Annotated in this window: 1 protein-coding gene; it reads left to right on the top strand. The window is 78.1% G+C overall.

Annotated features, from left to right (window positions below; all coding sequences use genetic code 11):
- Positions 1 to 276: peptidoglycan-binding domain-containing protein (locus CA983_RS44525; RefSeq protein WP_244207377.1), on the top strand; the 276-nt coding region annotated here is incomplete at its 5' end.
- Positions 277 to 731 lie beyond the last annotated feature (455 nt).

Here is a 731-nt window from a genome sequence, read left to right on the forward strand (position 1 = left end):
ACACCTACACCCACCCCTCCCGCCGCCGACCCCGATGGCCCGGGCACCCTCCGCGAGGGAGCCACCGGCCCCGAGGTGACCGAACTCCAGGAACGCCTCCTGCGCATCCCGGACGTCTACCGGGACGGCTCCACCAGCGGCCGCTACGACCCCGCCCTGACCGCGGCGGTCGCCCGCTTCCAGCTCTGGTACGGCATCCGCGGCGACGAAACCGGCGTCTACGGCAACGACACCCGCCTCGCCCTGGAGTCCCGCACGGCACCGGTGGTCGACTGACCCGCCCCTGCCCGCCGAGCGGCATCGTCGGCGAGGGGCATCCCGGCGCCGGCCGACGCCCGCCTCGGCGGCACGCAGATGCACGCGGCGGTGCTGGAGCGGGTGGTGCGGGCGCGGACACCCCGGACGCCGGCGGGCACGGAGGCGAACGGCACGCACGTCGGCCGGCACGGGGCCGGCTTGGTCGTCGCGCAGCCCGGGCGCCTGCTCGTCGCGCAGCCCCGGCGCCTGGCCGCCGGGTCGTGGGCTGGCCAGGCGCCCGGGCGGTACCGTCCACCGAACGGCACCGTCCGCCGGAGGCACCCGTCGGCCTGGTGGTGTCGTCCGGCTGGTCCGGGTGTCGCGTGGCGCGGGTGGCCGGGTGTCCTGGTCGAGGGGATGGCCTACGGCTGGGCGGCACCGACCCCCCGGACAGCACCCGTCGGCCTCACGGCGCCGCCCGCCCGGCCCTGACG

It is taken from the genome of Streptomyces swartbergensis, assembly GCF_002148965.1.
In the GTDB taxonomy this organism is placed as follows: domain Bacteria; phylum Actinomycetota; class Actinomycetes; order Streptomycetales; family Streptomycetaceae; genus Streptomyces; species Streptomyces swartbergensis.